The organism is Simplicispira psychrophila DSM 11588 (assembly GCF_000688255.1).
Classification (GTDB): Bacteria; Pseudomonadota; Gammaproteobacteria; order Burkholderiales; family Burkholderiaceae_C; genus Simplicispira; species Simplicispira psychrophila.
In genome coordinates, this window is the sequence record NZ_JHYS01000015.1 from 1 (window position 1) to 26,794 (window position 26,794).

Sequence of the window (26,794 nt, forward strand, 5' to 3'; positions counted from 1 at the left end):
ACCACCACTTCTTGCGCAGGCGTGAGCGTGGTCTGCAGGCGCTGCGCAGTGTGGGAGCGGTCGGTGAAGACAGAGCGCTTCTTCCACTTATAGACAGTCTGCTCGGTGATGCCATATCGCTGAGCCAGCACGCCAGCGCTATGGCTGCTGGCCGCTATCTCGGCGCGCACGGCAGGCGTGGTGCGCGCGTTCTTGTGCAAAGCAATCAGCATGGCGTCCCTCCCCGGGTAGATTGCAGCGACTCTATCAATTTCTGCATTACGGCTCGGGCCATGAAGAGCGGATAGCGTTTTTCATCTATGCAATCGTCCGGGATGCTACACTTAATAATAAATTAATCAATTTATTTAAAATTAATATATATTTAATACTCTCACCAATAAATTACTAGTAAATAGTAAAGTCAAAATAAATAAATAAAAATATCCACACTTAACATCACTCTTACCAATAGATTAAGTACCTAAAAATTTTATCGACCAATATCCAGAAAAGCCATGACTTTATTTATGTTAATTACGGCAATCACGGAAATTAATCAATAATTATTTATATAAAGTTATTTCCGCAGCCAAGTCAAACTCCTGACACAATTGATCAAAATCATGAGCTTCGCTGGCAGCGTGTACCACGGACAACAAATCATTGGGCGACAGCAGAATGGTGCGGAGCAAGCCCGCTACCGCCATCTCTTGTGCAGGGACAAGTTCGGCATGCAAACGGTATGCAGTGTGCGACCGATCACCAAAGACCTCACGCCTCTTCCACTTGCAAGGCAGTCTGCTCGACAGGCGATGCCGAATCAATTTTTTGATGTTGTGTGAGCAAGCGGAGGCGCCCCACGTTTGCATAGGCCGTGGAGCTTTGTGACTTATGGCGGAATCGAAAATGCCGGAATGTGCTGCTCTCGCTGCCGGTCGAACTTAAAATTCAAACATGCAGCCCCATCATCACCATCACAGGACATTGTGGGTTTACGCTCATTCGGCGCGGTGCTAACTTTTTGCTCCACCAAGATTGGAGAGTACATGAAAGCACCCTAGATTCTCGATCGGATAGATGCCGCACCTACTGCTGTGTGTCAGGGACATCCATCACCTATGGGCCGTACGCATCCTGCTGAATGTCCAACTAAAGCTTTTACTGTGCAGCAACAGCCAATGCTTTTTGGTGGAAAGGATGGTGGAAAGAAAACAAAAATGGGCCACGAGGGCCCATTTTGCTTGCTACTTGGCGGAAACGGAGAGATTCGAACTCTCGATGAGGCTCTACACCCCATACTCCCTTAGCAGGGGAGCACCTTCGGCCACTCGGTCACGTTTCCAATCCAGCTATTATGCCTCAGATTTCAGGCATTTTTGGCGCTTTGGCGGCTTTAGGCGACGGGTTGATCCAAGCCGAAGGCGGTATGCAGGGCGCGCACAGCTAGTTCGAGGTATTTTTCGTCGATGACTACCGAAGTCTTGATCTCGGAGGTAGAAATCATCTGGATGTTGATGCCCTCTTCGCTCAGCACGCGGAACATGGTGCTGGCGACGCCGACGTGACTGCGCATACCGATGCCGACAATGCTCACCTTGCAAATATTGGGGTCGCCAACCACTTCTTTGGCGCCCAGCGCGGGTACCACCTGGGTGCGCAGCAGATCCACTGCGCGCGCAAAGTCGCTGTGGTTGACGGTGAAACTGAAGTCGGCCTTACCGTCTTTGCTGACGTTTTGGATGATCACGTCCACTTCGATGTTGGCATCGGCCACGGGGCCGAGGATGCGGTAAGCCATGCCGGGGGTGTCGGGAATACCTAGCACCGAAATCTTGGCTTCGCCACGGTTGAATGCAATACCGGATACAACGGCTTTTTCCATTTTTTCGTCTTCCTCAAAAGTGATGAGCGTGCCCGATTGGGCTTCTTCTGCCAGGTCGATGTCCCAGGGGGTGAAGCTGGAGAGCACGCGCATCGGCACCTTGTATTTACCAGCAAATTCCACCGAGCGGATTTGCAGCACCTTGCTGCCCAGGCTGGCCATTTCGAGCATTTCTTCAAAGCTCACGGTATGCAGCCGGCTGGCCGCTGGCACCACGCGCGGGTCGGTGGTATAGACGCCGTCCACGTCGGTAAAGATCAAGCACTCGGCGGCCTGCATGGCGGCGGCAATGGCCACCGCCGAGGTGTCCGAGCCACCACGCCCCAAGGTGGTGATGTTGCCGTTGCTGTCGATACCCTGAAAGCCGGTGACGATGACCACCTTGCCGGCATCCAGATCAGCGCGCACGCGCTGATCGTCAATCGATTCGATGCGTGCCTTGGTATGGCTGCTATCGGTGCGCACCGGCACTTGCCAGCCAGCGTAGCTGACCGAAGGCATGCCTTCGGCTTGCAGCGCAATCGCCAGCAGAGCTGATGAAGCCTGCTCGCCGGTGGCGGCCAGCATGTCCAGCTCACGGTGGTAATCAGCGTTGGCGCGCTCAGGCGCCAACTCGCTGGCCAAGCCAAGCAAGCGGTTGGTCTCACCACTCATGGCGCTGGGCACCACGACGATCTGGTGGCCGGCGCGGGCCCATTTGGCGACGCGTTTGGCGACGAGGCGGATGCGGTCGGGGGAACCCATCGACGTGCCGCCGTATTTTTGAACGATCAATGCCATTGGAAGTGTGTGGGGACGAAACCCAGTGTCACGGCGCGGGTTGAACAGGGTTTTGGGGCGCCGCCGTTTTTCGTACAAAAGTTGGGCCAAAACCGCCGGAATTGTACCAATGCAAAACCGTGCCGCTGCGTTCGACGATACCGCTGCCTACCTTGATCTGGATACGCTGGCCCCGGGTGCGGCAAGCGGTGATCTGGCGCTGCAGCTCGGCCAGTTGGGCGGCGGCCGGCGTGGTCTGGTGCGCGCTGCGCAACCAGTGGCGTAACACGTTGGCCTGGCGCGCGCTGCTGAGCGCCTGCAAGGCGGTAATTTGCGGCGGTACTCCGACGTCCATCAGGTCTTGCTGCGCCAGTTCCAGCAGCAGCCCACTGGCCTGCGCGGCGTGGGCGCTGCTACGCGTGAAGGTGTCGCGAAACGCCGGAAACACCGTCTCCAGCGCCGGTAGCAAGCGGGCGCGGATGCGGTTGCGGGTATAGCGCTCGTCGGTGTTAGTCGGGTCTTCTACCCAGTCTTGGCCGCGTGCGACCAACCAGGCACGCACATCGGCGCCGGCCACCGCTAATAAAGGGCGATGCCAGTCGATACCGCCGCGCTGCCAGTGGGCCGGCATGGCAGCCAAACCAGCGACGCCGGCACCGCGCGACAAAGCCAGCAGCAAGGTCTCGACTTGGTCGTCCGCGTGCTGCGCCAATGCTATTGATTGAATAGCTTCAAGTGCTTGATGTGATTGGGCTACAGCCTGAAAAGCCTTGTATCTGGCCGTGCGCGCTGCATCTTCCGGGCTTTGTCCGGGTTGGGGTCGGGCATCAACACGCTGCACGGTCAACGGTACGTGCAAGCGTGCGCACAGCGCGGTGCAATGCTGCTCAAAGCTGTCGGCTGCTGCCTGCAAACCATGGTGAACGTGGATGGCTTGCACCTGCCTCGGCCAGCGCGCGGCGCAGGCCAGCAACAGAGCAGTCGAATCGGCCCCGCCGCTCAGGCCGACAGCCAGCGGCAGCGCGGGGGCAAAGCCGCGCAGGGCCGCATCGAGAGTGACGGTCATGCCCGACCCTGGCCTGGCAGCGCGCTCAGCTGGCCTTGGTGTCGGTAAAACGGCCGTAACTTTGCAGGCGCTGGTAGCGGCGCCCTAGCAGGTCGGGCACCTTCAGATCGGCCACTTGGCGAAAGGCATCGCCCAGGGCGCGCTTGAGCAACGCCGACATTTGCTTGGGGTCGCGGTGTGCGCCACCGACCGGCTCGCTGACGATCTTGTCCACCAAGCCCAGCGCCTTGAGGCGGTGCGCGGTGATGCCCAGGGCTTCGGCGGCGTCTTGCGCGCGCTCGCTGGTCTTCCAGAGGATGGAGGCGCAGCCTTCAGGACTGATCACTGAATAGATGGAGTATTGCAGCATCAATAGCTGATCGCACACGCTCAGCGCCAGCGCGCCGCCAGAGCCACCTTCCCCAATGATGGTGGTGATGATCGGCACTTCGAGTTGCGCCATCTCGTAGATATTGCGACCAATCGCCTCGGACTGACCGCGCTCTTCGGCGTCGATGCCCGGAAAAGCGCCGGGCGTATCGACAAAGGTGAACACTGGCAGATGGAATTTTTCCGCCGTTTTCATCAGGCGCAACGCCTTGCGGTAGCCCTCGGGACGCGTCATGCCAAAGTTACGCAGTGCGCGCTCTTTGGTGTCGCGTCCTTTTTGGTGACCCAGCACCATGCAGGCGTGGCCATTGAAGCGCGCCAAGCCGCCAACAATCGATTTATCGTCAGCAAAATGGCGATCGCCGTGCAGTTCAACAAAATCAGTGAACAGGTCACGGACGTAATCGAGCGTGTAAGGGCGCTCGGGGTGGCGTGCAATTTTGGTGATCTGCCACGGGGTCAACACTCCGTAGATGTCTTTGGTGAGCTGCTGGCTTTTTTTGCTCAGCTGGTCGATTTCTTCTGAAATATCGACGGCGCTTTCAGACTGCACATAGCGTAATTCTTCAATTTTGGATTCGAGTTCGGCAATCGGGTGCTCGAAATCCAGAAAGGTCTTTTTTGCCAAGTTGTTTCTCCTAGGGTGCCGTGCGCAAAGGGTCGCGCCAAGGCTCAATATGCGACCGGCAGCGGCGTCAGCGAGCGCCAAATATACCAAGTCGCCACGCTGCACCAAGGCTTCCATGCCTCGCCGACTTCGCGTGCTTCGCTGCGGCTGACCGGGTCGCCAGAAAAATAATTGTGGCTGATACCGTTGATCAGCCCGACATCGTCCAGCGGCAGCACATTGGGCCGCAGCAGGTGAAAAATCAGAAACATCTCCGCCGTCCAGCGGCCCACGCCGCGGATCGCAATCAGCTCGGTGATGATGGCTTCGTCGTCCATACCCTGCCAATCGTCGATATGCAATTGGCCGGCGTCAAAGTGCCGTGCCAGGTCGAGCAGATAGTCCGCCTTGCGCGCCGACAAGCCCGCTGCGCGCATGTCTTCCATCTTGAGACCGAGTACCTGGGCCGGCGCCATGACCGTGGGCAACGCGGCAAAGCGATCCCACACCGTCTGCGCCGCCTTGACCGATATTTGCTGGCCGATGATGCTGCGCGCCAAGGTGGTGAAAGCATCGCCGCGCGACTCCAGCGCACCCTCACCCAGCTGCGGGATCAGGCGCTTCATCACCCGGTCTTTTTTCATCAGGTGCTTGCGCGCCTCCGCCCAATAAGCGGGGGCAGCGCCAGTCGTCGCTATGGGCAAGGCCGCATCCACTATTTTTTTAATAGCTATCACCGCATACCCTGTAAGCCTTTGAGGCCATTTTCACCATAAATACACTCACTGCGCAGCTTCCCAGGTGGTGCCGGCAGCGGAATCCTTCAGCACGATGCCGGCGGCCAGCAAGTCGTTGCGAATGCGGTCGGCCTCGGCAAAATTCTTCGCCGCCTTGGCCTCAGCGCGGGCGCTGATTTGCGCCTGGATGGCCGCTTCATCGAGCACAGCCCCCGACTGCAAAAACGCCTTCGGATCGCCCTGCAACAGGCCCAGGCAGGCGCCCAGGCTTTTCAGCAGGCCGGCGGCGACGGCCGACTGGCTGCGGTTGACTTCGCCGGCCAAATCAAACAGCACGGCCACCGCGTCGGGCGTGCCAAAGTCCTCGTTCATCGCTGCCTGGAAGCGCGCGGCAAAAGGATCGCTCCAGTCCATCGCCTGCTGCACCGGCGCCACCAAGCTGAGGGCGGTGTACAGGCGCTTGAGCGCGGCGCGGGCATCGTTCAAATGCACATCGCTGTAGTTCAGCGGGCTGCGGTAATGGCTGCGCACGACAAAAAAGCGCACCGTCTCAGCGTCATACACCTTGAGCACGTCGCGGATGGTGAAAAAATTGCCCAGCGACTTGGACATCTTCTCGTTGTCGATGTTGATAAAGCCGTTGTGCATCCAGGTGCGCGCCAACGGTTGGCTAGTGGCGCCTTCGCTTTGGGCGATTTCGTTTTCGTGGTGCGGAAACTGCAAATCGGCGCCACCGCCGTGGATGTCAAAGCTCTCACCCAGCAGCGCGCAACCCATGGCCGAGCACTCGATGTGCCAGCCCGGGCGGCCACTGCCCCAGGGGCTTGGCCATTTCACTTCGTCGGGCTCGGTGGGTTTGGCGCTTTTCCACAGGACAAAGTCCAAAGGGTCGTGTTTGCCGTCGTTACCGCTTTGCACGGCAACGCGCTCGCCGGCGTTCAACTCATCGAGCGACTTGCCCGACAACTTGCCGTAGCCGGGGAACTTGCGCACGGCGTAATTCACATCGCCGTTGCCGGCCTGGTAGGCCAAGCCCTTGCCTTGCAGCGTGCCGATCAGCGACAGCATGTGCGGCACATAGTCGGTAGCGCGCGGTTCGTGGGTCGGGCGCTCGATGCCCAAAGCATCGGCATCCTGGTGCAGCGCGTCGATCATGCGGTCGGTCAAGCCGCGCACGGTTTCGCCGTTGGCAACGGCGCGCTGAATGATCTTGTCGTCAATATCGGTGATATTGCGCACATAGGTTACCGTCAGGCCGCTGGTCTTGAGCCAGCGCTGCACCACGTCAAAGGCAATCATCGAACGCGCATGGCCCAGATGGCACAGGTCATACACGGTCATGCCGCAAACGTACATGCGCACATGGCCAGATTCGAGCGGAACGAAGTCTTCCAAAGCACGCGTGAGCGTGTTGTAGATACGCAAGGTCATGGGGGGTGTCACTTGGAGGAAAGAAAAGCACACAGGCGCTACAGCCGCTATAGGCAACGTACCCAGGCCTGGCCGATGGCGCTGTCCGTGCGGGCTGCAAGGCAATGAAGGGGGTGCGCGGCGCACCCCTCAGTTACAATCGAAGGCAGTATATCGCTCACCGCCGGGCCTTGCGCCCCGCTTTCGCAAAGACACTCCCATGCACCCAACCCCGTCGGCGCTCATGCGCCTGTTGCACCACGGCGTGCGGTTATTGGCCCTGCCCGCGCTGCTGGCGGCCTCCCTGGCCCATGCCGATGACTACACCGACGTCAACCAATTACTGCGCTTGGGCAAGTACCCCGAAGCCCTCACACGCGCCGACAAATACTTGGCTGGCAAGCCGCGCGACCCGCAAATGCGCTTTCTCAAAGGTGTCATCCAGTCCGAAAGCGGCAAGCCCGGCGACGCCACGGCCACCTTCGTCAAACTGACCGAAGAATTTCCCGAGCTGCCCGAACCCTACAACAACCTGGCCGTGATTTACGCCAGCCAGGGCCAGTACGACAAGGCACGCATCGCCCTGGAGATGGCCATTCGCACCAACCCGAGCTACGCCACGGCGCAAGAAAACCTGGGTGATGTCTACGCCCGCATGGCCAGCCAGGCCTACAACAAGGCGCTGCAGCTCGATACCGGCAACGCCGCCGTGCAGCCCAAGCTGGCCCTGATCCACGAGCTGGTTTCGACCACACCTGCCAGCGGCACGCACCCGGTGGCGGCCAGCAACCCCGCACCGGCCGCAAAACCCGCAGTGATAGTGGCAGCGGCAACACCAACGCCTGCAGCCACGCCTATCCCAGTGCCAGCCGCCCCGGCACCCCCTGCACCCAAGCCAGCGCCGGCCGCAGCACCAGCACAGGCGCCCGCCGCGGTCCCCAAACCGACGCCGGCACCTGCCCCTGTCGCGGCCGAAAGCGCAGCGCAAAAAAGCGTTGAAGTCGCCGTCCATGCCTGGGCCTCCGCCTGGGCCGCCAAAGACATGGGCGCCTACCTGGGGGCCTATGACAAAAGCTTTACCCCGGCCAACAAAGCCTCGCGCAAGACATGGGAACAGGAGCGGCAAGCGCGCATCGTTGGCAAGAGCATCATCGACGTGAAAATCAGCGACCTGTCCATCTCCGTCACCGGCCACCAAGCCACAGCACGGTTTCGCCAGGACTACAGCGCTGGCAAGTTCAAGGCCTCCAGCCGCAAAACCCTGGAACTGGTGAAGTCTGGCGAGCGCTGGCTCATCGTGCGTGAATCGACCGGCGGCTAGGCACCTGCCCCACGCTGATAACGCTAATATCGCCGACTGCAAACCCGCTCCGACCCGACAACCTTCTGATCACCACGCAGCGCTGCTGCAAGAGCAGCGGCCGAGCGCATGGCAGGACGGCACCCATCACCACTACCTGAGGTTCAAGTGCATTCCATTCGGTCACTTCGGTCACTCTCTTTGTCTTTCAACGGCCTCTTGTTGGCGATGTCTCTGGCGGCACTTGGCCACAGCGCACAGGCCAATACCCGGGTTGCAGCGCCCAAGGCCGGCGCCAAGACAGCCGTCAAGACAGCCGTCAAGACAGCTGTCAAGGCTGTCGCCAAAGCGCTCCCCAAAACCAGCCCTAAAACCAGCCCTAAAACCAGCCCTAAAGCCAGCCTTAAAACCGAGCCGAAAACTGTCGCCAAAGTCAGCGTGCGCAAGTCAGCGCGTGTATTGCCGGTTGCCTTGGGCGTGGCCGGCATTGGTGCACTGGCCAGCAAAGCCAGCACGCAGGCCAACGCCCGCGACGCCGATGCAGAAAATCGCCTGATCGCCATCTACCGCCTGATTGGCGAAGCCCGCAACCGCGAGGCGATGGAGCCAGCGCGCAAACTGGTGCATGACCACCCCAACTTTCAGCTGGCGCAACTGGTTTACGGCGATTTGCTCAACAGCCAAGTGCGTCCGGTGCGGACGCTGGGCGACGTTTCGCCAGATGCCTCCAAGGCCCGTGCAGAGGCGCTGGCCGAGTTGCGCGAAGAATCACAACTGCGCCTGAAAGCCCTGCGCGACCGGCCACCCGCAGGCACGCTGCCATCGCAGTTCATGGCGCTGGCCCCCAGCAGCCGCCACGCCATCGCCATCGACACCTCGCGCTCGCGCTTGTATCTGTTTGAAAATTCGACTACCGGCCTGCACCTGATCGCCGATTTCTACATCTCCATCGGCAAGCTCGGCGCAGAAAAAAACACCGAGGGTGACAAACGCACCCCGCTGGGTATTTACTTCATCACCAGCAACCTCGATCCCAAGTCGCTGAAAAATTTTTACGGCTCTGGCGCCCTGCCGATCAACTACCCCAACGCGCTCGACCAAAGCCGCGGCAAGACCGGCAGCGGCATCTGGCTGCATGGCACGCCGCCCGAGCAGTTTTCACGTGCGCCCCGGGCCTCGGACGGCTGCGTGGTGCTGGCCAACCCCGACCTGGAGCGCCTGGTGCGCACGGTGCAGGTACGCACCACGCCGGTGGTGATTGCACAAAGCCTGCAATGGCAAGCACCCCATACGGTGGCCAACAACAGCCAGGCGTTTGCCGCCACCCTGACGCGCTGGCAACAGGCCAAAAGCAGCGGCGACTTGTCGCGGGTGTTGAATTTTTATACCGCCGACTTTCGCAGCCAGGATAAAACCCTGGTGCAATGGACGCCCACCCTGCGCCAAGAAATGGAGCGCGTGCAGGGCCGCCCCATCCTGCTCAAGGACGTCTCGTATTTACGCTGGACCGACACGGCGGACACCATGGTGGTGACCTTCGGTGAAGTAATTGAAGGCATGCGCACCGGCATGACCAAACGCCAGTACTGGATCCGCGAAGGCATCCAGTGGAAAATATTTTTTGAAGGAGTGATCGGATGATTTCTAGACGAAATTCGGCTCTAGCCCTTAGCAGTATTGCGCTAGCAGCTATTTTTTCAGTAGCAACACCCGCCCTGGCGCAAGACGTCTCCAAGGTGAAACTGGCCACCTCGATGGGCGACATCGTGGTGCAACTCGACCCCGCCAAGGCGCCCAAAACGGTGGCCAATTTCTTGCAGTACGTCAAGGACAAGCACTATGACGGCACCATCTTTCACCGCGTCATCAACGGCTTCATGATCCAGGGCGGCGGCTTTACACCCGACATGGCACAAAAACCGGTGCGCGCACCGATTGCCCTGGAAGCCGCCAACGGCCTGAAAAACGATAAATACACCATTGCCATGGCACGCACCAGCGACCCCCAATCGGCCACGGCGCAGTTCTTCATCAATGTCAAGGACAATGCCTCGCTCAACGCTCCGCAGCCCGACGGCCACGGCTATGCCGTGTTTGGCAAAGTGGTGCAGGGCAGCGACGTTGTAGACAAAATCAAGGCCGTGGCCACGGGCTCGCAAGACGTGCCCACCACCCCCATCACCATCACTTCTGCCACCCTGGTGAAGTAATTTTTCAAGAAAGTCCCTGCCATGAGCAACCCCCAAGTTGAACTGCACATTGCCGACTACGGCGTCATCACCCTCGAACTGGATGCTGAAAAAGCCCCCAAGTCCGTCGAGAATTTTCTGTCCTATGTAAAAAAAGGCCACTACGACAACACCATTTTTCACCGCGTCATTCCCGGTTTTATGGTGCAAGGCGGCGGCTTTGAGCCCGGCATGAAGCAAAAAAGCGTCGATGAGGCGATTGAAAATGAAGCCCAGAACGGCCTGAAAAACGCCAACTACACGGTGGCCATGGCGCGCACCAGCGACCCGCACTCGGCCACGGCGCAGTTTTTCATCAACGTCGCCAACAACGGCTTTTTGAACCACACCGCACCCAACGCCAGCGGCTGGGGCTATGCCGTGTTTGGCAAAGTGATTTCTGGCACCGAGGTGGTGGACAAAATGAAGGCCGTTAAAACCGGCAACAAGGGCGGCCACGGCGACGTGCCAGTGACCGACGTGGTGCTTGAAAAAGCCGTCGCACTGTAAGCAGCCCTGCTGCCACACACCGTCCCCGTGACGATCACGACCGTACCCCGGTGCGCCCAGCTCATCGCTGCGCCGCACTGGCGCACGGTCGATTTTTTGTCGGACCTGCACCTGCAAGCCAGCGACCGCACCACTTTTGGCGCTTGGCAGCGCTATCTGGCGCAGACACCCGCCGACGCTGTCTTCCTGCTCGGTGACCTGTTCGAGGTTTGGGTGGGCGACGACGCGCTGGACGAACCCGGCAGTTTTGAAGCCGAATGCTGCGCCGTGTTGCACGCCGCTGCACAGCACCGGGCGCTATTTGTTCTGCCCGGCAACCGCGATTTTTTGCTCGGTGACGCATTTTTGCAGCGCAGCAGCGTCACCGGCCTGAACGACCCCACGGTGCTCGACTTTGCCGGCCAGCGCTGGCTGCTCAGCCACGGTGATGCTTTGTGTTTGGACGACCTGCCCTATCAGCGTTTTCGGGCTGTGGCGCGCAGCGCAGCCTGGCAGCAGCAATTTTTAGCGCAACCGCTGGCCGTGCGCCGCGCCCAGGCACGCGATATCCGCAATCAAAGCGAGGCACGCAAAGATGCGGGCGAGGTGTATGCCGATGTCGATACCGCCGCCGCCTGCACGTGGCTGCGCAGCGCCCAGGCGCACACCCTGATCCACGGCCACACGCACCGCCCGGGCGAACATATGCTGGCCGAGGGGCTGATGCGCTGCGTGCTGAGCGACTGGGACGCCGCCGCGCAACCACCGCGCGCCGACATCCTGCGCCTGACGGCCAGCGGCCTGCAGCGCCTGGCGCCGGACGGCTGGTAGTGGCGTTGTGATGATGTGGTGGTGACGCCATGACCGTGCTGTCTTTCTGGACCAGACTCTGGCGCCGCCTGCGCATCCGCATGGCCCCGGTGCCGCACATCCCGCCGCCGCTGTGGCTGCAGACACTGCAGCACTACCCGTTTTTGAACGCCTTGGCGCTGCACGAGCAGGGCAAGCTGCGCACGCTCAGCGCCCTGTTTTTGCAACACAAACAATTCCATGGCGGCCACGGCCTGGTGGTCACCGATGCCATGGCCGTGGCCATTGCCGCCCAAGCCTGCCTGCCGCTGCTGCACTGGGGCAATCCGCACCAGGCGCTGGGTTGGTACGACGATTTTGTCGGCATCGTGGTGCACCCCGGCGCGGTGCTGGCGCGGCGCCAAGTGACGGACGAGGCTGGCGTGGTGCACCAATACGCCGAGCCGCTGGTGGGCGAAGCCATGGAGCGCGGCCCGATCATGCTGAGCTGGCACGAGGTGCAAGGCGCTGGCCACAGCGCGGCGCAGGGTACGAATGTGGTGGTGCATGAATTTGCCCACAAACTGGACATGCGCAGCGGCACGGCCGATGGTTGCCCGCCCCTGCCGGCCGGCTTCATGGGCACCCGCAGTGCCCGCGCTGCGCACGCACTGTGGTGGGCGGTGTGGGAGCCGGCGTATGCAGATTTTTGCGAGCGCGTGGCGATGGCGCAGCGTTTTGGTGGCGCACCGCCGTGGCTGGACGCCTATGGCGCCACCGCCCCCGCCGAATTTTTTGCCGTGGTCTGCGAGGCTTACTTTGTCCAGCGCGCGCAGTGCGCGCTGGAGTTGCCCACGCTGGTGCCTTTGCTGGACGCATTCTTTCAGCGCCCTTAAAAAATATTAAATTGATAGCTATAGGCGCAAGCACAGCAAGCGCTTCAGGCATTTTTTATCAATAGCCTCCATCCGGCACGTTGCCCAAGCTGTCCAGCCAGGCCACCGAATGCGCCAGCTCGGCTGGGCGGATTTCGTGCTGGCCCGGAAACTCTGCATACGCCAACTGCACCGGCAGGGTCTGCACATGCTGGCGAATGGCCTGTGCCTGCGCCAGCGGGATGACGGCGTCCTGCGTGCCATGGCTGACCCACAACTGGCGCCCGCGCAAAGCCTCGGCTGGGGCGCTCAAGGGCAGCACCTGGGGCAGCATCCGGCCGTGCCAAACCATGGCGGCGTGCAGCAGCTCCGGGCGGGTCAGCAGCAGCGACAGCGCCATGATGCCGCCCTGGCTGAAGCCGCCCACCACCACGCGCTCGGGCGGCATGTCCAGCTGCTGCGCCGCCGACGCCACCACCTGCGCCAACAAGGCGCGGCTGGCAGCCTCCTGCGCGGTATCAATGGCGCGGGAGCCATCGGGCTCGATAGAAAAATCGAACCAGCTGAACGCCCCGGGTCCCAGTGGGTAAGGCGCGCGCAGACTGAGCACGCAAAAGCGCGCCGGAATATGTCCGGCCAGGCTGAACAGGTCACGCTCGTTGCTGCCGACGCCGTGCATCAGCACCAGCAGCCAGGGCTGGGGCGTGCCGGGGGCGGCTGGGCGCTGCAAAAAAGTAAGGGGTAAATCAAGCATGGTGGAGCGTTCTCAAGGCGATTTTCAACAAACAACAGCGGCCCTCAGGACGCCTCCGCGTGCAGGGCAAAGGCATCCATGGCCAGCACGCCGTACATCACTTCCCGGCTGAGGTAGTGCGGCTGGACCTTCTCGCCCGCCGCCCCCAGGGCAAAGAAGAAGGGCAAAAAATGCTCGTCGGTGGGATGGGCGCGCTCGGCGTGTGGCGCCTCGTTGCGGTAGTTGAACAAGGCCGGCCGATCGCCACGCAGCAGCGCCGCTTCGATCCAGCGGCTGAACTCCAGCACATAGGGCGCGGCGGCATGTGCGTCAGCAAAAAATTCACCCAGGTTGTGCGTCATGCTGCCCGAGCCGACCAACAGCACCCCCTGCGCGCGCAAAGAGCGCAGCGCGGCCCCCATGGCATAGACCTCGGCCGGGCCGGCATTCAGCGGCAACGCCACCTGCAGCACCGGCACATCAGCCTGCGGAAACAGGTGCATCAGCGGCACCCAGGCGCCATGGTCAAACGGGTGCTCGGCATCGGCCTGCGCTGGCACACCGGCGGCCTGCAGCAGCGCCAGCACCTCTTGCGCCAGCGGCGGCGCACCCGGCGCCGGGTATTGCAACTGGTACAGCGCCGCAGGAAAGCCACCAAAATCATGCCAAGTGGCGGGTGCCGCAGCGGTCATGACCTGCGGCGTGCGCGCCATCCAATGCGGCGACATCACGACGACACCACGCAAGTGCGGAAACTGTGCCCGCAAGTCCGCGCCCCAGCGCGTCAGGGCCGGCCCGGTGTCACCCACTTCTAGGGCAAACAACGGCGCGCCATGCGAGACATACAGCACCGGCAGTTCTGCAGCCAACTGAGGGGTGGGCGAAAGGGACGCGGAGACGGACATGGCAAAGCTCCTCACAGGTAACAAAGAATCCAACAGGATTAAACAAGGTCAATCGCGCACCTTGCCGCGCAGGGTTTTAGTGATGCTGCGCTGCGCCTTGCCTTCCAGGCGGCGCTGGCGCGAGCCATAGGTCGGCTTGGTCGGGCGGCGCAGAATGGGCGCTTGCGCCACGCTCTGCACCAAGGCATTCAGGCGCGCCAAGCCGTCGGCACGGTTTTGCTCCTGGCTGCGGTACTGCTGCGCCTTGAGGACCAACACACCCTCCTGCGTGATACGGCTGTCACGCAACGCCAACAGGCGCGCCTTGACATTGATCGGCAAGCTCGACGCACCAATATCAAAGCGCAAATGCACCGCACTGGAGACCTTGTTGACGTTTTGCCCACCCGCACCTTGGGCGCGCATGGCGCTGATTTCCACCTCGCGCTCATCAACCCGCAGCAAATCCGTCATGGCTGCCATGCCGTCACCCGATCACCCAGCCAGCGCCGCCAGCAAGGCAGCATGGAAGGCCTGCGGGCGCTCAAACTGCACCCAATGCCCGGCGCCTTCGATCAGCGCCAGCCCCCGAAAATCAGGCGCCGCCGCCGCATACGCACCGGCAAGCTGGCCGATGTAATCGCGGTACACGGCATCGTGCTGGCCATAAATGGCGTGCACCGGGCAGACCACCTGGGCCAGCGAGCGCGCCAAGATGTCGGTGTGCGACAGCCGCCGGCGCGGCATCCGGTCGCGCTGCATATTGGCCAGATGCGTTTGCAGCGCCAGCCCGTCGATCAGCGCCGCATCGTGCAGCATCAGCGCCGCCAAGTTGTAACGGTGGATGTCGATCTGCTGCTCGGGCGTGGGCAAATGGCGCCAGGCCTTGAGCTGAAACTGGCGCTGCGGCACCACGCCCATGGCTGGCGCGCCGACCAGCACCAGCCGCGCCGCCAGTGCAGGGTGCGCCGCCAACAACATGCCGGCGGTCATGCCACCAAACGAAAACCCCACCAAGTCGCACGCCTGACCGTGCAGCAACTGCTGCAAACCGGCGTGCAAAGGCTCGATCACCGCATCCGCGTCGCTGCCCCAGGACGGCAGGGCCGAATCGCCAAAGCCCGGCAAATCGGGCACCCACAGCGTCTGCCCCGCTGCTACCAAATCTTCAATATTGCGCACCCAGTGCGTCCAGCTGCCGCTGCCGCCATGCAGCAACACCAGCGGGCGCACGCCGTTCTGGCCCGCGCCCCAGCGCCGCCAGACCACCTCACCCGCACCGCAAGGCGTGGTGTAGCGGGTAGCCTGCGCGGCCAGGCGCTGTACCAAATCAGGCATTGCAGCATTCTTCATTTTTGTGCATTCAAATCCGTGCCAAGCCATCAATGGCTAGCGCATACCCCTGCACACCAAAACCGCACAGCACCGCACGCGCCGCCGGCGAAATCCAGGAATGGTGGCGAAAACTCTCGCGTGCAAACACATTGCTGATGTGCAGCTCAATCAACGTGTTGATGCCCGTACCCTTGATGGCATCCAGCAGCGCCACGCTGGTGTGGGTGTAGGCACCGGCATTCAGCACCACCCCGGCCAGCTCACCTTGGGCATGGAGTTGACCGGCCTCATGGATCCAGTCCACCAGCGCACCTTCGTGGTTGCTTTGGTGAAACTGCAAGGCAAAACCGTGGCGCGCGCAGGCTTCAAAGCACATCTGCTCGACATCGGCCAGCGTGTGCGCGCCGTACACCGCCGGCTCACGTGTGCCCAGCAGGTTCAAATTCGGGCCATTCAGGACGTAAACAGTTTTCATGGAATTCTTCTTGATCAGAGCGGGCAATTATGCGGCGCCCCCATGAAAAACGGCCCCGCAGGGCCGCTGGCAAAGTGTCCGGATTTTTAACGGTCCCAGCCGCCGCGCCCACCCCGGTCATGGCGGTCATGGCGGTCATGGCGATGGCCGCGCCCGCCGTCACGGTAATAACCATAGGCTGGCGGGGCGTAGTACACCGGCGCCGGCGCGTAGTACGCCGAGCGGGGTGGCGCGTAGTAAACAGGCGCTGGCGGGGCGTAATACACAGGCGGCGGGGCGTAGTACACCGGCGCCGGCGCGTTATAGACCGAATAGCCATTGCCCACGCCCACCGACACCCCCGGCACGCCTACACCTACCGACCAGTTCACATCGCGTGCCTGCGCTGTACCGACGCTGACCAAAGCCGCCAGGGCCACACCCGCAGCCGCCACCCAAGCAGACAAAGAACGATTTTTCATCATGACAATCTCCCAATGAAGAGGGTCTGCCAGCGGATTGCAACAGACCCATGGACACATAACGCGCCAGGTGCCCGAAAGGATGGCACAAACAGGTAAAACGATTGTTTCAGAGAGTAGATACGCATGTTGCAGTGCGTCACGTTATCGGGATGTGCATCCTAAAATAACCCCATGAGCACCTCCACCCCCGTCCACCCCCTCCCCGCTGCAGCACCTGAAGCCGCCAAGCCCAGCAACTTTCTGCGCCAGATCATCGACAGCGATCTGGCCAAAGGCACCTACGCCCAGCGCCGCTGGGGTGGCAGCCCCGGCGACGCCGCACACCACGCCGCTGGCCAGCCCGACCCGGCCAAAATCCGCACCCGCTTTCCGCCCGAGCCCAACGGCTACCTGCACATCGGCCACGCCAAGAGCATCTGCATCAACTTCGGCTTGGCGCGCGATTACCAAGGCGTCTGCCATCTGCGCTTTGACGACACCAACCCCGAAAAAGAAGACACCGAATACGTCAACAGCATCAAGGACTCGGTGCAATGGCTGGGCTTTGGCTGGGACAACGGCGGCGAAAGCAACCTCTACCAGGCCAGCGACTATTTCGACTTCATGTACCGCGCAGCGGAAACGCTGATCGACGCCGGCCACGCCTATGTGGACGAGCAAACCGTCGAGCAGATCCGCATCAACCGCGGCGACTTCGGCAAGCCCGGCGTGGACAGCCCGTTCCGCAGCCGCACGCCGGCAGACAACCTGGCGCGCTTTCGCGAAATGCGCGACGGCCGGCACGAGGACGGTGCCATGGTGCTGCGCGCCAAGATCGACATGGCCAGCCCCAACATCAACCTGCGCGACCCGGCCATCTACCGCATCCGCCGCGCCACACACCACCACACCGGCGACACATGGTGCATCTACCCGATGTACACCTACGCCCACCCCATCGAAGACGCGCTGGAGCAAATCACCCACAGCTTTTGCACGCTGGAATTTGAAGACCAGCGCCCGTTTTACGACTGGCTGCTGGAGCGCCTGACCGAAGGCGGCCTGCTGACCGCCCCACCACCGCGCCAATACGAGTTTGCGCGCCTGAACCTGACCTACGTCATCACCAGCAAGCGCAAACTGGCCCAACTGGTGTACGACCACAAGGTGTCAGGCTGGGACGACCCGCGCATGCCAACAATAGTCGGCCTGCGCCGGCGCGGCTACACCGCCCAGTCCCTGCAAACCTTTGCCGAGCGCATTGGCGTGACCAAGAGCGACAGCTGGATCGATTACTCCACCCTCGAAGGCTGCCTGCGCGAAGACCTGGAGCTGAAGGCCCACCGCGGCATGGCCGTGCTCAACCCCGTCAAACTGGTGCTGACCAACTGGGACGACGTGATGGGCGCCGGCCACCTCGAACCCTGCACCTTGCCCGCCCTGCCCCACGTCCCCGAAGGCACCGAGCCCCCCGCGCCGCGCCAGTTCACCATTGGCAAAGAAGTCTGGATCGAGCGCGAAGACTACGAAGAAGTGCCGCCCAAGGGCTACAAGCGCCTGTTCCCCGGCAACAAGGTGCGCCTGAAAGGCGGCTACGTCATCGAATGCACCGGCGCGACTAAAGACGCGGATGGAAATATCACCGAAGTGCTGGCCACCGTCGTGCCCGACACCAAGAGCGGCACCCCCGGCAGCGACAGCGTCAAAGTCAAAGCCGCCATCACCTGGGTCGGCGTGGCCGATGGCGTAGCAGCCGAAGTGCGCATGTACGACCGCCTGTTTCTGGACGCCCAGCCTGATGCGGGCGGCAAAGACTTCATCGAAAGCCTGAACCCGAACAGCCTGAAAGTAGTGACCGCCATCGTCGAGCCTTCATTGGCCAATGCGCAGCCGGATGAAAAGTTTCAGTTTGAACGGCATGGCTACTTTGTCGCCGATCGGGTGGATCATGCGGCGGGTAAGCCGGTGTTTAACTTGGCGGTGGGGTTGAAGGATAGTTGGGGGAAGTAGACGCAGCGATGGCGCCTAAAAATATGAGAAAAATCCCGGCACTCAATGAAATATTTAAATATCGACGAGGACTCATCCCATGCTAACTAGACTAAGAGTTCAAGGCTTCAAAAGCCTGATCGATGCCGAGGTTCAATTTGGACCATTCACATGCATTGCTGGCGCGAATGGCGCGGGCAAGTCAAATCTATTTGATGCGATTTTATTCTTGCGTGATCTTGCAGACCACTCAATTATCGAAGCTGCCCACAGAGTCAGAGACCGTGCCGGCAGTCGCAAAGGGGATCTGCGATCACTATTTACGAAAACAACTGACTCAAAACTACCAAATATTGCGATAGAGGCAGAATTCATTGTCTCAGGTGAGGTAACCGATGATTTTGGCCGAAAGGCAAAACCAAGCACTACGTATTTAACTTATAAAATTGAACTTAAATACGTCGTTGACGATGAATTTAACGAGCGAATTCAACTTATCGCCGAACACTTAACATATCTTCCAAAAAGCAGTGCGAAGAAACGTATCGGATTCAATTGCTCAAAAGAGTTTTTCAATTCAGCACTGACAGGTGAGCGTCGGGCGCCATTCATCACAACAGATCGTGACGGCACAAGCGGCAACTCCACGATTAGCGTGAGTCAAGACGGTAATTCGGGTCGCCCGTCTCAAATTCCAGCACAAAACTCACCGCGGACGGTACTTGGTTCTGCAAACACAGACGAGAGACCAACAATTCTCGCGGCACGTAGAGAAATGCAAAGCTGGAAATTGCTGCAGCTAGAACCATCAAAACTTAGATCACCTGATGAATTTTCCGATGACCCGCATATAACGTTTGATGGGGCACATATTCCATCGACTCTTGAGCGACTTAAGAGATATGAGGAAATATCGAATCGAGTTGCCACGCTACTTCCAGAGGTACGTGCGGTTTCTGTTGACGTTGACAACACTCGTAGAATCAAGACGCTATTGCTTGAACAACGAAATGGCGTTATTCACCAAGCTCGGTCGCTATCAGATGGGACACTACGGTTTCTAGCACTCGCCACCATGGCATTTGATTCAGAATCAAAGGGTTTAATTTGCTTCGAAGAGCCGGAAAATGGAATTCATCCATCGCGCATAAACGCTATTCTGGAACTTCTTCGCGAGATGGCCGTTAACCCAAAAATCGCAGTAAATTCGGAGAACCCACTACGACAGGTAATCATAAATACTCATTCACCAGTGGTTGTTCGAAACCTGATTCCTGATGAACTTCTAGTAGCTGTGCCGATAAGGAAAAATCGCTCCTCATTTACAGCATACGGCGCAATAGTCAACTCTTGGCGGCTTAATCATCCTGACTACTCGTCCGAAAGAACACCAAAAGTCACAGTCACGGAGTTATTAGACTACCTTCGAAGTACCGATATATCTCCTGAAGATGATCTAGAGGGCGGCAAACTTTGGCAACTAGCTGCCGAACAAGGAATGTTCGATTTTGAACAAATTCCACAAGGGGATACAATTGGCAGTCATTAGTATCGCTATAGTCTGCGATGGCACGTCTGATATATGCATTCAAGATCTAATTCAGGCAGTTGCTGATACCGCATTCCCAAACCAAGCATTTCGTATAACACCAGCGCGTGAGGTTATTCCTGCACATGGTTCGCTACATATTCGTCTTGAAAGGGCATATAAAGACTATGAACCGGACATAATCGTCTGCCATAGAGATGCGGAAAGCACATCTGTAAAGGATAGAACTGAGGAAATCAAATTTGCACAAGAAGCTGCTGGTATTAATATTCCAGTAATTCCGGCAGTGCCGGTAAGGATGATCGAAAGTTGGTTGCTAACAGACCCGGGCGCCATTCGTTGTGCCGCTGACAACCGGAACGGCAGCGTAGAGCTAAATTTACCAAGACACAAGTCAATAGAACAATTAGTCGATCCTAAAGAAATTCTTTTTTTTGCATTAAAAACTGCGTCAAACTTGCCCACACAACGCCTGAAACGTTTCAATGAACACCGCGCCAGGAGCCGGATCGCGAGCTTCATGGATGATTTTTCAGGACTAAGGAAATTGCCTAGTTTTCAACAATTTGAGACGCTTTTGACAGCCGCAATATTCAAGCAGACAGAGTTCAAAAATACTGTTAATCACATATGAAAATTGGAGGCAGACTCCAATTAGTTCAATAAACCGCGCCTTTCAACACTGCGACGCATGACCAGACAAACCCCAAAATGGGTACAATAAACCCCATTATGGGTATCAATCAATCGACTGCCAATGATTCACCGTTCATCGCAGACGCCCTCTTCCCCAAAGTGCGCCAGCGGGTACTGGCCGTGTTGTTTGGCGCGCCCGACCGCAGCTTCTACGCCAACGAAGTGATTGCACTGGCGCAGTCGGGCACCGGAGCGGTGCAACGAGAGCTGGCGGGCTTGAGCGAAGCCGGCTTGCTCACCGTCAGCAGACAAGGCAACCAGAAACATTACCAAGCCAATGCCACCGCTCCCGTATTTGCAGAGTTGCGGGGGCTGGTGCTCAAGACCATGGGTCTGGCCGACGTGCTGCGCTGGCGCCGTTGGCGGCGCAGATAGAACGCGCTTTCGTATATGGCTCGATCGCCAAGCAGACCGATACCGCGCAAAGTGACGTCGATGTGCTGGTGGTCAGCTACTCGCTGGGTTATGGCGATTTGTTTGCTGCACTGGAGGACGCCACCCACACCCTGCGCCGCACCATCAACCCGGCTCTCTACACGCCGGTTGATTTTGCGGCGCGGTTGCAGGGCGACAACGCCTTTGTGACCCGCGTGATGCAACAGCCCAAAATTTGGCTGATCGGCCAAGAAGTCACCCTGCCCTATGACGCCCACCTCCCCGCTGGATAACCTCGCCGGCCGCAGCAAAGCGCTCAAGCCCGAACCGCCAGACGCTGCCGAACTGGCCGGTTTGACCCGCACCGGCAAAGCCCGTCTGGCAGATGCCCGCAACACCGTGCTGGCACTGGAGAGCCGCTTTGACCTGGCCTACAACGCCGCACACACGCTCGGCCTGGGGCCGGAGGTCTGGCGGGTGCTAGACCTGTGCCACAACAAACGAAATCTGGGCGCATACGAAGGCTTGCTGGAGATTGATCTGCGCTTGGTGACTGACTTGATAGAGGCCACACAAAAGGTGGCTGATGCGCTTAAAACACCCCATTGAATCGGAGGAGGGAAAACGACATGGACTTATCGCCCTTTGTGCGCGAGAGAGGCACTATATTGCTGGCGCAAGGAGCCAACCCATGAATGCAATCCTGAACCCCACACCCCCGGTCAACGACCCCGCTCAAGCGGCATTGGCAGCCTTGGCGCGTGCCGGGTTGCGCGCAGCTGAGGATGCACAGCGTGCCAACACCCACATGGTGGTGGCCGAAAACGGCAAGGTGCTGCACATCAGCCCGCAAGACTATTTGCGCACGCTCCAAGCACCATCCGCGCCCCCAGCCCCCGCAGACGGCACACAAAATCACTGACATTCCACCGGACTTTCGAGTACAAAATTTATAGCTGCTCGCGCCCGACAGTAAAGGGCTGGAGCCTGATTTGATTCAAAATTTTTATCCTATGCACTTCGCCGACCGCCTGAAACAACTTCCCTCCGCCAGCCACCTCGCCGCCCTGCATCTGCTGGACGCCGATGGCCAGACTCTCGCCACCATTGAAAACAAGCCCGGCCAGACCGGGTCGCTGGTGGTGTATGCCGCCCTGGCGGCGCTGTATGGCGGCAGCATCACGCCCGCCGCCGCCCACCTGGGGCTGGAGTGGTACGCCGAGCACACGGCAGATGCGCTGGCCTTCCCCGGCAAGCACCCCAACATCGACCGCTTGCTGGCCTGGGCGCAAGGTGCTGAGAGCTACCGCGCGCAGCCTGTCGCTGCGTGATGCAATGAAATCGGAATGGGGAAGAAAAGTATATTTTGATAGCTGCTAGCGCTTACCACATAAGCGCTACAGCCCGATTTGATCTATAACTGCGAGCCCAGCAGCGAGGCAAAGCGCTCGGCCAGCTTTTCGCGCCAGGGGCGCTCCAGCCAGGCCTCATAGGTGACGCGGCGCGCGCGCTGCAGGTCGTCTTCAAACACAGCCGTCTGGCGCGCGGCAAAGGCCGGGTCGTAGACGTTCAGATTGGCTTCGTCGTTCAGGCGAAACGAGCGGTTGTCGAAATTGGTCGAGCCGACCGAGACCATGCGGTTGTCCACGATCATGACTTTGCAGTGGTACATAGTGGGCTCGTAGGTATAGATTTGCGCACCGGCCTGCAGCAGCGGCCCCCAGGTGGCACGCGAAGCGGCCTTGACAGTTTCGGTGTCGGTGTGCTCCCCCGGCGTGATGAAACGCAGGCGCACACCGCGCTGCAGGGCGTCGATCAGCAGCTGGCGCGTCAGGGAGTCGGGCACAAAGTAGGCGACTGAAAAGTCGATGCTGTGCTCGGCGGCGGTGATCGCCAGGTGGTACATCAGCTGCATGCTCTCGCTGCCGCTGGAGGGCGAGCTGGAAAACATCTGCGCCTGCATGGTGCCCGCCGGCGCGATGGGCGGAAAGTAGCGCGCGCCGTGCATCACGCGGCCGGTGGCCTTGAGCCAGTTGTCTAAAAAGGTGGCCTGCATCTGCGCCACCACCGGCCCCGTGACCTGGTAGTGCGAATCGCGCCAGTGATCGGGGTCTTGCGCGTGGCCCGTCCACAGCGGCGCAATGCCCACACCCCCGGTAAAACCGATCTGGCCATCGACCACCAGCAGCTTGCGGTGGGTGCGGTTGTTCAGGCGCGCCAAGTCATACCACTTGGGTTCATGGAATTTTTCGATCTCGACGCCGGCGTCCTTCATTTCGGTCAGAAAGCTCTCTTCGATCTTGGCGCTGCCCACCCAGTCGAGCAGCACATGCACCGCAACGCCGGCGCGGGCGCGCTCGCTCAGGGCCTGGGCAAACTGCTGGCCGATGTCGCCGGACCAGTAGATGTAGGTTTCAAAGGTGATGCTGGTGTGCGCGCCGCGAATGGCCTGCAGCATGGGTGGGAAGATCTGGTCGCCGTTGAGCAGTTCGACCACTTGGTTGCCATCCAGCAAACCCGGGCCGAGCAACAGACCCATATCGCGCTCGAACTGCGGGTCGGCGCTGGTGTAAAGCCGTGCGATCTGGTGCTCGATCTTCTTCTCGCCTGCCGTGAAGTTGAGTGCCAGCAACACCAGGGCACAGGTGGCGATAAAGGTCAGGAACACCACCATCACTGTTCGGCGTTTTTTTTTCATGAGCGCCATTGTCAATGGAGCGATGGTATGCAAATGTAGGCAAAAGCCGCTGGAATTCACCGCCCAAACCCTTGACCCCCTCTGTAAAACGCTCCTGATAACGGAGCATCAGCGCCATGCCAGCGCTGCACTACCATAGCCACCCTACGGTTTTGCTGGAGATTTTCTTATCCGCCACCTCTACACGTTCTTGAGCCCGTTGCTGCTGGCGGGCTGCACCCTGCCGGCCATGCCCGACCGTCCGCTGTCCGAAGCGCTGGACGCGCAGCAGGCCGCACAGACCCGGCTGGGCCAGGCGATTGCGCCGCAGCTGCTGCAGCACCCGGGGCTGAGCGGCCTCCACACCCTGCCCGATCCGCTCGAAGCCTTTGCCGCGCGCATGGTGCTGGTGCACGCGGCCGAGCGCAGTCTGGATGTGCAGTACTACATCTGGCGCGGCGACCAGACCGGCACGCTGCTGTTGCAGGCACTGGGGGCCGCAGCCGAGCGCGGGGTGCGCGTGCGGCTGCTGCTGGACGATGGCGGCACGGCCGGGCTGGGCGGCGCGCTGGCGGCGCTGGCGCTGCACCCGCGCATGGAGGTGCGGCTGTTCAACCCGTTTGTGCTGCGCTGGCCCAAGCCGCTGGGCTATATCACCGACTTTGCCCGCGCCAATCGGCGCATGCACAACAAGTCGTTCACCGCCGACAAGCAGGCCAGCATCGTCGGCGGGCGCAATGTCGGCGACGAATACTTTGGCGCCACCGATGGCGTGCTGTTCACCGACCTGGATGTACTGGCCATCGGCCCGATCGTGCCCGAGGTGTCGCAGGACTTTGACCGCTACTGGGCCAGTGCCTCGGCCTGGCCGGTGCAGGCCATCGTGCCAGCGGTGACCGAGGCCGAGCGCGCGCAACTGGAGGCCGACGCCGCGCGCATTGCCGCGTCGGAGGCAGCGCGCGCCTATACCGAGGCGGTGCGCCAGACGCCGTTCATCACCGACCTGCTGGCGCAGCGGCTGGCACTGCAGTGGAGCCGCGTGCAGATGGTCAGCGACGACCCGGCCAAAGGCCTGGGACTGGCGCCGCGCAGTGGCCTGCTGGTGGACCAACTGCACCGCGTGCTGGGCACGCCGCAGCGCTCGGTATCACTGGTGTCGCCCTACTTTGTGCCGACCGCCGCCGGCACCGAGGCGCTGGCGCGCCTGAGCCGCAACGGCGTGGCGGTGCGTGTGATGACCAATGCCTATGAGGCCACCGACGTGCCGCTGGTCCACGCCGGCTATGCGCACTACCGCAAGGCGCTGCTGCACAGTGGCGTAGCGCTGTACGAGATGCAGCGCCTGGCACCGTCAGGCAAGGACAAGCGCCATCGCCTGAATCCGCTGGGCAGCTCGGGCTCCAGCCTGCACGCCAAAACCTTTGCCATTGATGGCGAGCGCGCCTTTGTCGGCTCCTTCAACTTTGACCCGCGCTCGGCACTGCTCAACACCGAGCTGGGCTTTGTCATCGACAGCCCGCTGCTGGCGCGCCAGATCGAGCAGGCCTTTGACACCGAAGTGCCGCAGCGCTCGTACACGCTCCAGCTGTCGGGCCGCGGCGACATCGAATGGCACAGCACCGGCAGTACGCCGCCCACGGTGGACACCGTGGAGCCGGGCAGCCGCTGGTGGAGCCGCTGGGGCCTGCAGCTGATGTCGTGGCTGCCGATTGAATGGTTGCTGTAGAAACCGCGTCCTAGAACAAAAACAATGACCCATCCGTCACCTACCCCACCCCTGTCATCCACGTCCACAACGCCGCGCGCCGGCTTCAGTTCAAGCTTTGGCGTGCTCGCCGCCACGCTGGGCTCAGCCGTCGGCCTGGGCAATATCTGGAAGTTTCCGTCGCTCACCGGCGCCAATGGCGGCGCGGGCTTTTTGCTGGTGTATTTGCTGGCCACGCTGCTGATCGGTCTGCCGGTAATGGTGGCCGAAATGGCCATGGGGCGCCAGGCGCGCGCCAACCCGATCACAGCGCTGCGCACGCTGGCGCCGCGCGGCCAGCCGTGGTGGCTGATCGGTATGGCCGGCATGGGGGCGGCGTTTCTGATCCTGTCGTTCTATTCCGAGGTGGTGGCCTGGGTGTTTGCCTATGTGCTCAAGGCGCTGCGCGGCAGCCTGCTGAGCAGCGACCCGGCGGTGACCGGCGCGGCGTTCCAGGCCCTGATCAGCGACCCGGTACAGTCGCTGCTGTGGCAGTGGGGCGTGCTGGCCTTCATCGGCTCGATCTTGCTGCTGGGCGTGACCAAGGGCATTGAGGCGCTGACCAAAAAGCTGATGCCGCTGCTGTTTGTGCTGTTGTTGTTGCTGTGCGCCTTCAGCCTGTCGCTGTCCGGCGCCTCGCAGGCGTTGGCCTTTTTGTTCCAGCCCGAGTGGCACAAGATCACCGCGCCGGTGGTGCTGACCGCCATGGGCTTGGCGTTCTTCAAGCTGTCGATTGGCATGGGCACGATGATGACCTACGGCAGCTACTTCGGTGACGAGCAGAACATTCCGGCCACCGCCGTGCGCGTCATGGCCGCCGATCTGAGCGTCTCCATGCTGGCCGGCATGGCGATCTTTCCGGCCGTGTTCACCTTTGGCTTTGAGCCGGCGGCCGGGCCGTCGCTGGTGTTCATCACCATCCCGGCGGTATTTGCGCAAATGCCGTTCGGCCAAGTGCTGATGGCAGCCTTTTTTGTGCTGACCGCCGTGGCCGCCACCGGCGCCATGCTGTCGCTGATGGAGGTGCCGGTGGTGACGCTGCACGAGCGCTGGGGCATTTCACGCCCGCGCGCCACGCTGTTGACGCTGCTCGGTCTGGTGATGATCGGCGCCGGCTGTGCCCTCAGCCAGAGCACGCTGGCCGCTTTCCAACCCGGCGGGCGCAATCTGTTTGACTGGGCCGACTTCATCTCGTCGAATCTGCTGCTGCCGCTGGGCGGCATCTTCATTGCGCTGTTTGTCGGCTGGGTCTGGGGCACCGGCGCGTTTCGCCAGGCACTGTCGAACCGGGGCCGCCTAAACAACGGCACGCTGGCGCAGGCGATCTTTTTCGTGCTGCGCTGGGTCTCGCCGCTGCTGATTTTGGCGGTGATGCTGCGTGGCCTGGGGGTATTTTAGGTA

At 60.7% G+C, this 26,794-nt stretch carries 28 protein-coding genes, 1 tRNA gene and 2 pseudogenes; 16 read left to right on the forward strand and 15 right to left on the reverse strand.

Going from position 1 to position 26,794, the window contains the following annotated elements; translation table 11 throughout:
* From Q390_RS0113650 to cysS, 8 genes and pseudogenes are all read right to left on the reverse strand, one after another.
* A pseudogene (locus Q390_RS0113650) lies at window positions 1-212 on the reverse strand (IS481 family transposase); the annotation flags it as partial.
* A gap of 417 nt (window positions 213-629) precedes the next feature.
* A pseudogene (locus Q390_RS20685) lies at window positions 630-773 on the reverse strand (IS481 family transposase); the annotation flags it as partial.
* Between the two features lie 458 nt (window positions 774-1,231).
* Window positions 1,232-1,324, reverse strand: a tRNA-Ser gene (locus tag Q390_RS0113660).
* A gap of 51 nt (window positions 1,325-1,375) precedes the next feature.
* Window positions 1,376-2,644: an aspartate kinase gene (locus Q390_RS0113665; protein WP_027996564.1), complete on the reverse strand. Its 1,269-nt coding sequence runs from the start codon at window positions 2,642-2,644 to the stop codon at window positions 1,376-1,378.
* A 28-nt stretch (window positions 2,645-2,672) separates the two neighbouring features.
* Window positions 2,673-3,689, reverse strand: a complete 1,017-nt coding sequence (tilS, locus tag Q390_RS18585) for a tRNA lysidine(34) synthetase TilS (protein ID WP_084153919.1) — start codon at window positions 3,687-3,689, stop codon at window positions 2,673-2,675.
* A 25-nt stretch (window positions 3,690-3,714) separates the two neighbouring features.
* A complete protein-coding gene (locus Q390_RS0113675) occupies window positions 3,715-4,686 on the reverse strand; it encodes an acetyl-CoA carboxylase carboxyltransferase subunit alpha (protein WP_027996565.1) in 972 nt (323 codons plus the stop codon).
* Window positions 4,687-4,730: 44 nt separating this feature from the next.
* A complete protein-coding gene (locus tag Q390_RS0113680) occupies window positions 4,731-5,309 on the reverse strand; it encodes a DNA-3-methyladenine glycosylase family protein (RefSeq protein ID WP_084153920.1) in 579 nt (192 codons plus the stop codon).
* A 138-nt stretch (window positions 5,310-5,447) separates the two neighbouring features.
* The gene (gene cysS, locus Q390_RS0113685; RefSeq protein ID WP_027996567.1) at window positions 5,448-6,833 is read right to left on the reverse strand and encodes a cysteine--tRNA ligase; all 1,386 of its coding nucleotides are present in this window, start codon (window positions 6,831-6,833) and stop codon (window positions 5,448-5,450) included.
* A 199-nt stretch (window positions 6,834-7,032) separates the two neighbouring features.
* Here cysS and Q390_RS0113690 point away from each other — a divergent pair, with 199 nt between their 5' ends.
* From Q390_RS0113690 to Q390_RS0113715, 6 genes are all read left to right on the forward strand, one after another.
* A complete protein-coding gene (locus Q390_RS0113690) occupies window positions 7,033-8,133 on the forward strand; it encodes a nuclear transport factor 2 family protein (protein WP_245606926.1) in 1,101 nt (366 codons plus the stop codon).
* A gap of 180 nt (window positions 8,134-8,313) precedes the next feature.
* A complete protein-coding gene (locus tag Q390_RS18590; protein WP_425423951.1) occupies window positions 8,314-9,753 on the forward strand; it encodes a L,D-transpeptidase family protein in 1,440 nt (479 codons plus the stop codon).
* Window positions 9,750-10,322: a peptidylprolyl isomerase gene (locus tag Q390_RS0113700; protein WP_027996569.1), complete on the forward strand. Its 573-nt coding sequence runs from the start codon at window positions 9,750-9,752 to the stop codon at window positions 10,320-10,322. Before Q390_RS18590 ends, Q390_RS0113700 begins: the two co-directional genes overlap by 4 nt.
* Before the next feature lie 21 nt (window positions 10,323-10,343).
* Entirely contained in the window at window positions 10,344-10,850 is a 507-nt protein-coding gene (locus tag Q390_RS0113705; protein ID WP_027996570.1) for a peptidylprolyl isomerase, read from the forward strand.
* 33 nt (window positions 10,851-10,883) lie between these two features.
* The gene (locus tag Q390_RS0113710; protein ID WP_027996571.1) at window positions 10,884-11,660 is read left to right on the forward strand and encodes a UDP-2,3-diacylglucosamine diphosphatase; all 777 of its coding nucleotides are present in this window, start codon (window positions 10,884-10,886) and stop codon (window positions 11,658-11,660) included.
* 29 nt (window positions 11,661-11,689) lie between these two features.
* A complete protein-coding gene (locus Q390_RS0113715) occupies window positions 11,690-12,514 on the forward strand; it encodes a M90 family metallopeptidase (protein ID WP_027996572.1) in 825 nt (274 codons plus the stop codon).
* A gap of 58 nt (window positions 12,515-12,572) precedes the next feature.
* Here Q390_RS0113715 and Q390_RS0113720 read toward each other — a convergent pair whose 3' ends face one another.
* The 6 genes from Q390_RS0113720 to Q390_RS0113745 form a co-directional block, all read right to left on the reverse strand.
* Window positions 12,573-13,247, reverse strand: coding sequence for an alpha/beta hydrolase (locus Q390_RS0113720; protein WP_027996573.1), 675 nt, complete (start codon window positions 13,245-13,247; stop codon window positions 12,573-12,575).
* A 44-nt stretch (window positions 13,248-13,291) separates the two neighbouring features.
* A complete protein-coding gene (locus Q390_RS0113725) occupies window positions 13,292-14,131 on the reverse strand; it encodes a DODA-type extradiol aromatic ring-opening family dioxygenase (protein ID WP_027996574.1) in 840 nt (279 codons plus the stop codon).
* Window positions 14,132-14,179: 48 nt separating this feature from the next.
* Window positions 14,180-14,584 carry an alternative ribosome rescue aminoacyl-tRNA hydrolase ArfB gene (arfB, locus tag Q390_RS0113730; RefSeq protein ID WP_084153925.1) on the reverse strand — a complete coding sequence of 135 codons (405 nt, stop codon included), beginning with the start codon at window positions 14,582-14,584 and terminating at the stop codon, window positions 14,180-14,182.
* 21 nt (window positions 14,585-14,605) lie between these two features.
* Window positions 14,606-15,448 carry an alpha/beta fold hydrolase gene (locus Q390_RS0113735; protein WP_245606928.1) on the reverse strand — a complete coding sequence of 281 codons (843 nt, stop codon included), beginning with the start codon at window positions 15,446-15,448 and terminating at the stop codon, window positions 14,606-14,608.
* 25 nt (window positions 15,449-15,473) lie between these two features.
* A complete protein-coding gene (locus Q390_RS0113740) occupies window positions 15,474-15,920 on the reverse strand; it encodes a type II 3-dehydroquinate dehydratase (RefSeq protein ID WP_027996577.1) in 447 nt (148 codons plus the stop codon).
* Window positions 15,921-16,006: 86 nt separating this feature from the next.
* Window positions 16,007-16,384: a hypothetical protein gene (locus tag Q390_RS0113745; RefSeq protein ID WP_027996578.1), complete on the reverse strand. Its 378-nt coding sequence runs from the start codon at window positions 16,382-16,384 to the stop codon at window positions 16,007-16,009.
* 171 nt (window positions 16,385-16,555) lie between these two features.
* Here Q390_RS0113745 and Q390_RS0113750 point away from each other — a divergent pair, with 171 nt between their 5' ends.
* The 8 genes from Q390_RS0113750 to Q390_RS0113775 all read left to right on the forward strand — a co-directional run bounded on the left by Q390_RS0113750 (window position 16,556) and on the right by Q390_RS0113775 (window position 22,303).
* Window positions 16,556-18,373: a glutamine--tRNA ligase/YqeY domain fusion protein gene (locus Q390_RS0113750; RefSeq protein ID WP_027996579.1), complete on the forward strand. Its 1,818-nt coding sequence runs from the start codon at window positions 16,556-16,558 to the stop codon at window positions 18,371-18,373.
* A gap of 79 nt (window positions 18,374-18,452) precedes the next feature.
* Window positions 18,453-19,901 carry an AAA family ATPase gene (locus Q390_RS19595; protein WP_084153921.1) on the forward strand — a complete coding sequence of 483 codons (1,449 nt, stop codon included), beginning with the start codon at window positions 18,453-18,455 and terminating at the stop codon, window positions 19,899-19,901.
* A complete protein-coding gene (locus Q390_RS19975) occupies window positions 19,888-20,535 on the forward strand; it encodes a hypothetical protein (protein ID WP_211250466.1) in 648 nt (215 codons plus the stop codon). The genes Q390_RS19595 and Q390_RS19975 overlap by 14 nt, the downstream gene beginning before the upstream one ends.
* A 98-nt stretch (window positions 20,536-20,633) precedes the next feature.
* Window positions 20,634-20,972: a helix-turn-helix domain-containing protein gene (locus Q390_RS20390; RefSeq protein ID WP_245606929.1), complete on the forward strand. Its 339-nt coding sequence runs from the start codon at window positions 20,634-20,636 to the stop codon at window positions 20,970-20,972.
* A complete protein-coding gene (locus tag Q390_RS20395) occupies window positions 20,957-21,265 on the forward strand; it encodes a nucleotidyltransferase domain-containing protein (protein WP_245606930.1) in 309 nt (102 codons plus the stop codon). The genes Q390_RS20390 and Q390_RS20395 overlap by 16 nt, the downstream gene beginning before the upstream one ends.
* Window positions 21,240-21,581, forward strand: coding sequence for a hypothetical protein (locus tag Q390_RS0113765; RefSeq protein WP_027996581.1), 342 nt, complete (start codon window positions 21,240-21,242; stop codon window positions 21,579-21,581). Before Q390_RS20395 ends, Q390_RS0113765 begins: the two co-directional genes overlap by 26 nt.
* Window positions 21,582-21,663: 82 nt before the next feature.
* On the forward strand, window positions 21,664-21,894 hold the full coding sequence (locus tag Q390_RS0113770; RefSeq protein WP_027996582.1) for a hypothetical protein: 231 nt from the start codon (window positions 21,664-21,666) through the stop codon (window positions 21,892-21,894).
* Between the two features lie 91 nt (window positions 21,895-21,985).
* The gene (locus Q390_RS0113775) at window positions 21,986-22,303 is read left to right on the forward strand and encodes a DUF2322 family protein (RefSeq protein WP_027996583.1); all 318 of its coding nucleotides are present in this window, start codon (window positions 21,986-21,988) and stop codon (window positions 22,301-22,303) included.
* Between the two features lie 83 nt (window positions 22,304-22,386).
* Here Q390_RS0113775 and Q390_RS0113780 read toward each other — a convergent pair whose 3' ends face one another.
* Complete coding sequence (locus Q390_RS0113780; RefSeq protein ID WP_027996584.1) at window positions 22,387-23,670, reverse strand: phospholipase D-like domain-containing protein; 1,284 nt, start codon at window positions 23,668-23,670, stop codon at window positions 22,387-22,389.
* 229 nt (window positions 23,671-23,899) lie between these two features.
* Here Q390_RS0113780 and Q390_RS0113785 point away from each other — a divergent pair, with 229 nt between their 5' ends.
* Both Q390_RS0113785 and Q390_RS0113790 read left to right on the forward strand, forming a co-directional pair.
* Window positions 23,900-25,375, forward strand: a complete 1,476-nt coding sequence (locus Q390_RS0113785; RefSeq protein WP_084153926.1) for a phospholipase D family protein — start codon at window positions 23,900-23,902, stop codon at window positions 25,373-25,375.
* A 24-nt stretch (window positions 25,376-25,399) separates the two neighbouring features.
* Window positions 25,400-26,791, forward strand: coding sequence for a sodium-dependent transporter (locus tag Q390_RS0113790; protein ID WP_037473076.1), 1,392 nt, complete (start codon window positions 25,400-25,402; stop codon window positions 26,789-26,791).
* The last annotated feature ends 3 nt before the right edge of the window (window positions 26,792-26,794 follow it).